Source organism: Peribacillus sp. P4_C12, from assembly GCF_056402095.1.
Genome location: NZ_JBFUIB010000145.1, coordinates 1 through 8,405, shown reverse-complemented (window position 1 = coordinate 8,405; position 8,405 = coordinate 1). Strand labels below are relative to the sequence as shown.

Annotated in this window: 7 protein-coding genes and 1 pseudogene; 7 read left to right on the top strand and 1 reads right to left on the bottom strand. The window is 38.4% G+C overall.

What is annotated here, in order from left to right:
• From AC1DUW_RS16420 to AC1DUW_RS16395, 6 genes are all read left to right on the top strand, one after another.
• Window positions 1-806, top strand: an 806-nt coding sequence (locus AC1DUW_RS16420; protein WP_477642978.1) for a MalY/PatB family protein, incomplete at its 5' end; no start/stop codon positions are given.
• A gap of 63 nt (window positions 807-869) precedes the next feature.
• Window positions 870-2,315 carry a sigma-54 interaction domain-containing protein gene (locus tag AC1DUW_RS16415; RefSeq protein WP_477642977.1) on the top strand — a complete coding sequence of 482 codons (1,446 nt, stop codon included), beginning with the start codon at window positions 870-872 and terminating at the stop codon, window positions 2,313-2,315.
• 240 nt (window positions 2,316-2,555) lie between these two features.
• Window positions 2,556-4,034, top strand: a complete 1,479-nt coding sequence (locus AC1DUW_RS16410; protein WP_053347656.1) for an amino acid permease — start codon at window positions 2,556-2,558, stop codon at window positions 4,032-4,034.
• A gap of 97 nt (window positions 4,035-4,131) precedes the next feature.
• Window positions 4,132-4,509 (top strand): RidA family protein, encoded by a 378-nt coding sequence (locus AC1DUW_RS16405; RefSeq protein WP_053347655.1) that lies wholly within the window; start codon window positions 4,132-4,134, stop codon window positions 4,507-4,509.
• A 108-nt stretch (window positions 4,510-4,617) separates the two neighbouring features.
• Window positions 4,618-5,613 (top strand): D-cysteate sulfo-lyase, encoded by a 996-nt coding sequence (cuyA, locus tag AC1DUW_RS16400; RefSeq protein WP_377378412.1) that lies wholly within the window; start codon window positions 4,618-4,620, stop codon window positions 5,611-5,613.
• A 628-nt stretch (window positions 5,614-6,241) separates the two neighbouring features.
• Window positions 6,242-6,472 (top strand): hypothetical protein, encoded by a 231-nt coding sequence (locus AC1DUW_RS16395; protein ID WP_477642976.1) that lies wholly within the window; start codon window positions 6,242-6,244, stop codon window positions 6,470-6,472.
• 259 nt (window positions 6,473-6,731) lie between these two features.
• Here the strand turns inward: AC1DUW_RS16395 and AC1DUW_RS16390 are convergent, their stop codons facing one another.
• The gene (locus AC1DUW_RS16390; protein WP_053347652.1) at window positions 6,732-7,529 is read right to left on the bottom strand and encodes a Cof-type HAD-IIB family hydrolase; all 798 of its coding nucleotides are present in this window, start codon (window positions 7,527-7,529) and stop codon (window positions 6,732-6,734) included.
• Between the two features lie 322 nt (window positions 7,530-7,851).
• On the opposite strand from AC1DUW_RS16390, the pseudogene AC1DUW_RS16385 reads away from it, so the two are divergent.
• Window positions 7,852-8,139 (top strand): annotated as a pseudogene (locus AC1DUW_RS16385) (beta-propeller fold lactonase family protein); the annotation flags it as partial.
• Between the last annotated feature and the right edge of the window lie 266 nt (window positions 8,140-8,405).

The window sequence follows — 8,405 nt, the reverse complement described above, 5'->3', positions numbered from 1 at the left end:
CGGTGATCCAAGCGAACGGCCGTGAAATTGTAAACAACCCGCTTAAGCTTGAAAATGGGCATTATTCCATAGATTTCGAAGATTTAGAGGCAAAGATAGATTCAACGGTAAAAATGTTGATTTTGTGTAGTCCTCATAACCCAATCGGAAGGGTATGGAGCAAAGAAGAATTGACGAGATTGGGACAGATTTGTATGAAGCATAACATTCTCGTTGTGGCAGACGAAATTCATTCTGACTTTGTTTATAAGACACATACTCATATTCCTTTTGCCTCTATATCAGAAGAGTTTGCGAATCATTCTCTTACTTGCATTGCGCCAAGCAAAACTTTTAACCTGATGGGTGTACAGACGTCAAGTATCATTATTCCAAATCAGCAACTGCGCGATAGGTATGATCGAGAACTTAATACATTATCCATTGGTTCGCCGAACATATTTGGCGTTGTTGCGTTAGAGGCTGCTTACCGACACGGAGAAGAATGGCTCGATCAGCTCCTTGAATATTTGCAGGAGAATTTGGAGTTCACTCTGAGTTACTTCAGCAAAAACATCCCTCAAATCAAAGTCATCCAGCCGGAAGGCACATACCTTGTATGGCTGGATTGCCGGGAATTAGGGTTTTCGGTTAAAGAAATGGATCAATTTATGTTGCAAGAAGCAAGGGTTGCAATGAATGAGGGGCACATTTTTGGTATGGAAGGTGAAGGGTTTATGCGACTTAATATCGCTTGCCCGCGTTCGATGTTGAAAAATGCTTTGGGTGCCATAGAAAAAGCTGTCTCCTCTTTGTGCAAAGTGTAAGAATTTATTTTATAATAAATTTATTTTATTATTTCATATAGCACAATAGCAGAGGAGGATAATATGGCAGGCTTTACCGGCATGCAGCAGTTTATTCAAGATTACGCTGAGAACACAGCAGGAATCCTTGGTCTGGATATAACCGTGCTTGATGAAAAGGGCGTTCGTATTAGCGGAACTGGTTACTATAAAGATCTCATTGGCAAAACGGCTCCGGAAGGCTCCTTTTTCAGAATGATATTGGAAACAGGGGAGCCTGGAGTGGTTTATGATGTGAAAAAAGATGAGTTGCAGTGTAGGAGTTGTAAATTCGTAAATCAATGCAAAGAACTCGCTACCATCGGGTTTCCTATTGTAAAGCAAGACAAACCAGTTGGCGTCATCGGCATGATTGGTTTTTCCCATGAACAAAAGGAGAAAATGATTATAGAATCAGAGAATCTGATCCAGTTTTTACGCAATGTTAGTACATTGTTAGTCAATAAATTAGCAATGCTGGACCCTGATAAAGAACCGGGTTGCCAAATTCAAGAAGATATCCCGATCCCCCCGAAATCTATTACTTTTGAAAACATTCTTGGTAAAGATTCCGGGCTTCAAGATGTTATTAAAAAAGCAAGACGGATTATAAACAGCCCATCCACTGTCCTGATTAGGGGAGATAGCGGTACGGGGAAGGAATTATTAGCCAAAGCGATTCATTTTGAAAGCAAACGCCGGATGCATTCATTTGTAGCAGTTAATTGCGCTGCCATACCTGAAAGCTTGTTGGAAAGTGAGTTGTTTGGTTATGAGGGCGGATCATTTACCGGCTCAAGTCGGAATGGGAAAATGGGGAAATTCGAATTAGCGCACAACGGAACCATTTTTCTTGATGAAATTGGAGATATGCCGCTTTTCTTGCAGCCAAAGTTATTACGGGTTTTACAAGAAAGAGAGATTGAAAGAATCGGTGGAAAAAAAGCAATCGAGATTAATGTACGGGTGATTGCAGCCACTCACCAAAACCTGGAGGAAATGGTGCGAAACGGCACTTTTCGCGAGGATTTATATTATCGTCTCAATGTCATCCCTCTCCATACCAAACCCTTGCGAGAGCGGCGTGATGATATCGCTTTGTATCTTGAACATTTCATGCATAAACATTGTAAGATCGTGCAAAGGCACCCATTGAGACTGGACCCAATGCTGGAGCGATGGCTTATACGTTATGATTGGCCGGGGAATATACGGCAGTTGGAAAACGCCGTAGAATATATGACAAATATGGCTGAATCAGATATTGTATCCTTCCATGATTTACCTGACTATCTATTTCAACAGGATCATCTCACTGTGGAGAGTAGCGGATTAAGTTTAGAACAAATGATTTCAGAATATGAAAAAGACGTAATCCAGAGCTATTTCTTAGCTGAAAAATATCGGCATGATAAAGAACAAATTGCCCGGGAACTACAGATTAGTTTGTCTACTCTTTATCGCAAGTTGGAAAAATATAAATTATGTTAACTTCATATAAAAAATTTCTATTTTACTCAATTAAGTTACTTGAAATTAAAGAGAGAGTGCTCATATCATTTTTTCCGCCTGAATTTGAGAGGAGTGAGGACAAAAGCAGAAGGTAGAGGTATTTTAAAAATTGACTGAAAGTTCTAGAAATAATCAATAAAGAGATTTTTCTTAAGAACAGCCAGATGAGCCTTGCATACAAATTGTATTTGAACAATGAGCAATTAGGGGGGATATACTATGGGGAAATTAGAAGCAGAGGTAAGTAGCGTACAAGAAAAGAGAACTTCTGAAGCATCCTTACAAAGGAAGCTGAAACCCAGACATTTAACGATGATGGCTATTGGTGGCGCTATTGGAACTGGATTGTTTGTATCCAGTGGATCGACGATTAGCACTGCGGGGCCGGGAGGAGCGCTTGCAGCATACATACTTGTAGGAATCATGGTCTATTTTGTTATGAATAGTTTAGGAGAGCTATCGGCCTTCTTACCGGTCCCGGGGGCCTTTGATATCTATGCCTCAAAGTATATTGATCCTGCGTTAGGCTTTGCGTTAGGTTGGAACTATTGGTATACAACCGCTATAACGGTTCCTGCAGATTTGGTGGCCTCTACTCTTATTATGAAGTATTGGTTTCCGGACTCACCTTCTATCTTGTGGAGCGCACTATTTCTGGGCTTGTTGCTAATCTTAAATGTCTTATCAGTCAAGGCATATGGGGAAAGTGAATACTGGTTTGCCGGCATTAAGGTCATCTCGATCATCGTATTTCTCGTTATTGGGGTTGCCATGATTTTTGGAATTATGGGAGGACATGCGGTTGGGTTCAGTAACTTTACCCATGGAGATGCTCCTTTCAATGGCGGGCTTGTATCTATCTTTAGTGTAGTGCTCATCGCGGGCTTTGCGTTCCAGGGAACTGAGGTTATTGCGACGGCAGCCGGTGAAACCGAAAATCCATCGAAAAATGTACCGAAAGCGATTCGGTCAATCTTCTGGCGAATCCTTATTTTCTACGTGTTGACGATTTTTGTTATCGGTTTGATTATCCCTTATACGGATCCAAACCTGCTTAAATCTGGTGTTCAAAATGTATCTATCAGCCCCTTCACGCTTGTTCTTCAGAGAGCTGGGTTGGCATTTGCCGCTTCCGTCATGAATGCCGTGCTGCTTACATCTGTTTTATCAGCAGCAAATTCAGCAATGTATGCTTCTTCACGTATGCTATGGGCACTGGCGAAAGAAGGAAAGGCACCACGAATCTTTGCTAGGCTTAACAGAAAGGGAATTCCCATGTTGGCCCTTTGTACAACTGCTATTATAGGACTTGCATCTTTTTTGGCTTCCCTTTTTGGAAATGGTTCAGTGTTTATTTGGTTGGTAAATGCTTCAGCCCTTACCGGATTTATCAAATGGTTCGGGATTGCCGTTAGTCATTACCGCTTCCGTAAGGCCTATGTAGCCCAAGGCAGAGATCTAAATGAATTGCCGTTTAAAGCCAAATGGTACCCGTTGGGCCCGGTAATCACGCTGTTATTTTTTGTGGTTTTCATTTTTGGGCAGACTCTTTTTTCTGGACATCAAATTAGCTGGGCAGAAATTATAGCGACGTACATTGGTCTTCCTATTTTCTTGCTTCTCTGGCTTGGTTATAAAATCATTAAGAAAACAAAAATAGTTCCGCTTATGGAGTGTGATTTTGAGCGCAAAGAATAAGAGGTAAGGCTGTAATTGAATGTAAGCGTTTTATTCAAAGGGAAATTAAATTCAATTCCGTATAAATAGGATTACAAAAAAAAAAGAGGTGTTTTATATGTTAAAAGAAACAATCATGACCAAAGAAGCCCCCAAGGCTATCGGTCCTTATTCACAAGCCATTAAAGTAGGAAATGTAGTGTATACTTCAGGGCAGCTTCCAATTTATCCTGAAACTGGAGAAATGCCTGATAATATTGAGGAGCAAACAAGGGTGTCATTGGAGAATCTTAAGAAGGTTGTGGAAGCGGCGGGAGCAAGCTTACAGCAGGTAATAAAAACAACGGTTTTTTTAAGTGATATGAGTCACTTTGCCGCGATGAATCATGTATATGGAGAATTTTTTACAGATAATTATCCAGCTAGAAGTGCGATTGAAGTTGCTCGTTTGCCTAAAGATGCTATGATTGAAATCGAAGCCATTGCTATGATTTAATAATAATAATAATAATAATAATTGAAAAGAGAATGTTAGAATGATATTCTCTTTTCTTTAATTTACATATGGTTAGTCTTAAACAGAGAAATATGGAGGAGATTTAATATGAATTTAGCACAATTCCCTAGACGGCGATATACACCAACCGATACACCTATTGAGAAATTACATCATTTTTCTGAAGTTCTTGGGGGCCCATCCATTTATCTTAAACGAGATGATTTACTGGGTCTGACGGCTGGGGGAAATAAAACAAGAAAACTAGAGTTCCTTGTTGCCGATGCAATGGAAAAAGGTGCGGATACGTTAATTACATGTGGAGGCATTCAATCAAATCATTGCCGCTTAACACTAGCTGCTGCAGTTAAAGAGAAAATGAAGTGCATCCTTGTGTTGGAAGAAGGACTTTCAGAAAGTCCTGAGCCAGATTTTAACGGTAACTATTTTTTATATCATTTATTGGGCGCTGAAGAAATCAAAATTGTGCCTAATGGAGCGGACTTAATGCAAGAAATGCAGAAAGTAGCTAATGAGGTAACGGAGAAAGGGAATCGACCTTACATAATACCAGTCGGGGGATCCAATGTGATTGGTGCAACGGGATATGCTGCTTGCGCTCAGGAAATTTTGGCACAGTCATTTAATCAAGGAATCGATATGAAGTCAGTCGTTTGTGTAAGCGGCAGTGGGGGAATGCATGCTGGTTTGGTGACCGGATTTCATGGAAATCAAAGTGGAATATCGGTAATTGGAATAAACGTAAGCAGAGGAAAAGCTGAACAAGAAGAGAAAGTTTTTCAGCTTGTTAAAGAAACTTCAACACACATCGGCATTCCAAATTCAATCCCTCGTGAGGCTGTTATGTGTTTTGATGAGTATGTCGGACCTGGTTATGCTTTACCTACGCCAGAAATGGTGGAAGCTGTCAAACTCATGGCAAGAACAGAAGGGATTTTATTAGATCCGGTATATACGGGTAAAGCGGCAGCGGGACTCATTGATTTAATACAAAAAGGCACCTTTAAGCCGGATGATAATATACTATTTGTACACTCTGGCGGCGCCTCATCGCTATATGCCAATACTTCTCTCTTTTATTGAAATTTAAAACAAAAAGAAAGATGTGAAAGGTAATATCCGGTTCTGGTGTTAAGATTGCATTTATTGAAAGAAGTCTATATTTATTATAGAGTTTGGTTTTATGCAGCCATTCCAAATAGTTGATTCTTTTTATTAGCAGCTTGCTGATTCAGTTTAAAAGCAGTATTTTATGTTTGAAAAAACTTGTTTAAGCGTTTTAATATTTTAGGTCTTTAATGGACAAGCTATGAGTCATATAAATAAATAGATTTGTAAGTGCATAGAAAAAATGATCAAACTTTTTATAAAGTCTATGTCAGATTTTAATGTTGATTAGTCAGAAATTAAAAATAGAGTTGATTCTACAATACAGTAGAATCAACTCTATTTCGTTTATTGTGGATTTTGATAATTTATAATTAAGTCTGATTGTTTGTAGATTGAAGTACAGCATTTGGGGGATAACTACAATGTTCGTAATAGCCCCTTTATTTTCGGGATAGTCGTTACTCTCTATAGAATAAGTGTGGGTAGTGGATTTGCAACGATAGGAGTATTAATCATTATATTCCCTATTCTTTTTATAGCTGGGGTAGTTCTTTTTTTGATATGGGATTGATAAAAGAAATTTAAATTATTATTGGTGTAGTTGAAACAAGTATTATTATTAAWGAGAGAAGCTTTTTCTGATGATACTTTCCATATGGTACTAAAACAATTTGTTGATGATTTAGGTGCTATGCCAATTTGGTTTGGGGATAAAAAATTTCAAGAGGATGTGTTAGAGGGATTCAAAAGATATTTTGAGGAAAATTCATATTTTCTCGATTTTTTTACAAATGCTTATTTGGCGGGTTTAGAAGAAGATGGGCTTCGATAACTTAATAATGATTTTTAACGTTACAACAGATATATGCTTATTCAGCTAACGGGTGCATAACTTCAATAAGAAGAAATGCTTTTTTACTACACCAGCTAATAGAGGTTATTTTTTTATTGAATTAAAGGGTGCGAATATTGATAATTAGGAGTAATTGGCAATCCCAGAACAGTTGATACTGTTAAAAACCAACATAAATGAAAATGTTCAAATGAAGATACACTATCTGATGATAAAAAAAAGTTATTTTAAAATACCTCTAAATCACATATGATTTATATGATTTATGAAGATAAGTTTCTATAAACTCAGCCAATCCATCATTTTCGTGGTGTCCTGTAACAAAATCAGCTGCTGCTTTAACCTCTTCGCTAGCGTTCCCCATTGCCACGCCAGTACCGACATGACGAAGCATCTCTATATCATTGGGTCCGTCTCCAATGGCTACGACTTCGCTTGGACTAATTCGAAATGCGTGAAGTAAGTTTTTTATAGCAGACCATTTGGAAACATTAGGAGCAACCATTTCAAACCCGTCATTCCAATTGATGACCTCTGCTTCCTTTTTAAACAAAGCGGATAATTCAGGTCTTGGTGCACCTGTTCGAACACTATATTTAAGAACATCTTGATAATTTGCCTGTCTTAAATCTCCAATATAACGTGGCGGAATTTGCCCAACTTTTGTCCAATAATCGATTTCTTCATTTGTTTCCTTACAATAAAGCCCATTTGCTGTATGGATAATAACATTACAAGAATTTTCAGCGGTCAGCTGGTGGAATCGTTCTTCGTTCAGTCGGACGGTTTTCATTTGCATAGCTCTTCCTGTCTCTGCATCGTGAATAGCGGCACCATTCAAACAGATCATTGGAGTTTGTAATCCAATTTCTTTATGGTAGGGAGCGGTTACTTCATAGTGTCGACCAGTAGCTAGAAAAACCTTGACTCCCTGATTAATGAGCCTATAAATGGCTTCCATATTTCGGCGGGAAATGTTGTTTGAGGCCTTTAGTAGTGTACCATCCATATCAATAAATATTGCACGCACATTCATTTATACTGCCTCCTCATCGTTGGTAAACCAATCATATCATCTGACTATTAAAGTCTTGTAAACTCAGTGTACAGATTTAATAAAGTTTATTGGGAAGTAAGGGACGGTTCTTTGCAAGATAAAAATATTATTCCATTAACGGGTGCTATTGTTGAATAAAACTTAGATTTTTATACAACTTTATTGTTGTATTTTTTAGTGTAGTGAAGTATCTTACATTAAAAATTAAACAACTATATTTTTAACCCCGTCCTAAATTTAGAACGAGGTTATGCTTGTTTAAGCTTTTAAAATTAAATAACTTTATTATCTCTACACACTTGCATACATTACCAATACCTTAAGCGGCACCATCTCCACTTACCGAATCGATCCCAATGGATCACTTTCGGTGGTAAGGCATATTACCAGTACACCGCCAGGTACAGCTCCAGGACTGCCGATGGATGTTGGAGTGAGTAAAGATGGACGGCATTTTTACACCCTTAACGGAAACCAGGGYACAGTCTCCGTATTTACTATTCAAGGTGATGGAAGTCTGGTTAGATTGCAGGTTGCTGCTTGGACTAACTTTCCTTACCTTGGATCGCAAGGATTAGCTATTCTTTGATTTTATTAAGTTCACTATATTTGGTGGAATAAAAAATAAAGGGATTTTTAAAAACAAGGCTGCCGACATAATGGCGGCTTTTGTTATGAGACAACATAATTTTCAGCATGATTGTGAAGCATTGTACTTAAAGTAACGGGGCAGGTTAGTATTCCTGTAGAGCGTTATTTTTCAGCTTTGAAAAAAATAGGGCTCCTCAGTAAGATATGAGTAAGACACCACTCTAACTCAAAACCTTAGGAGGAACCCTAATATGAAGTTTAAAA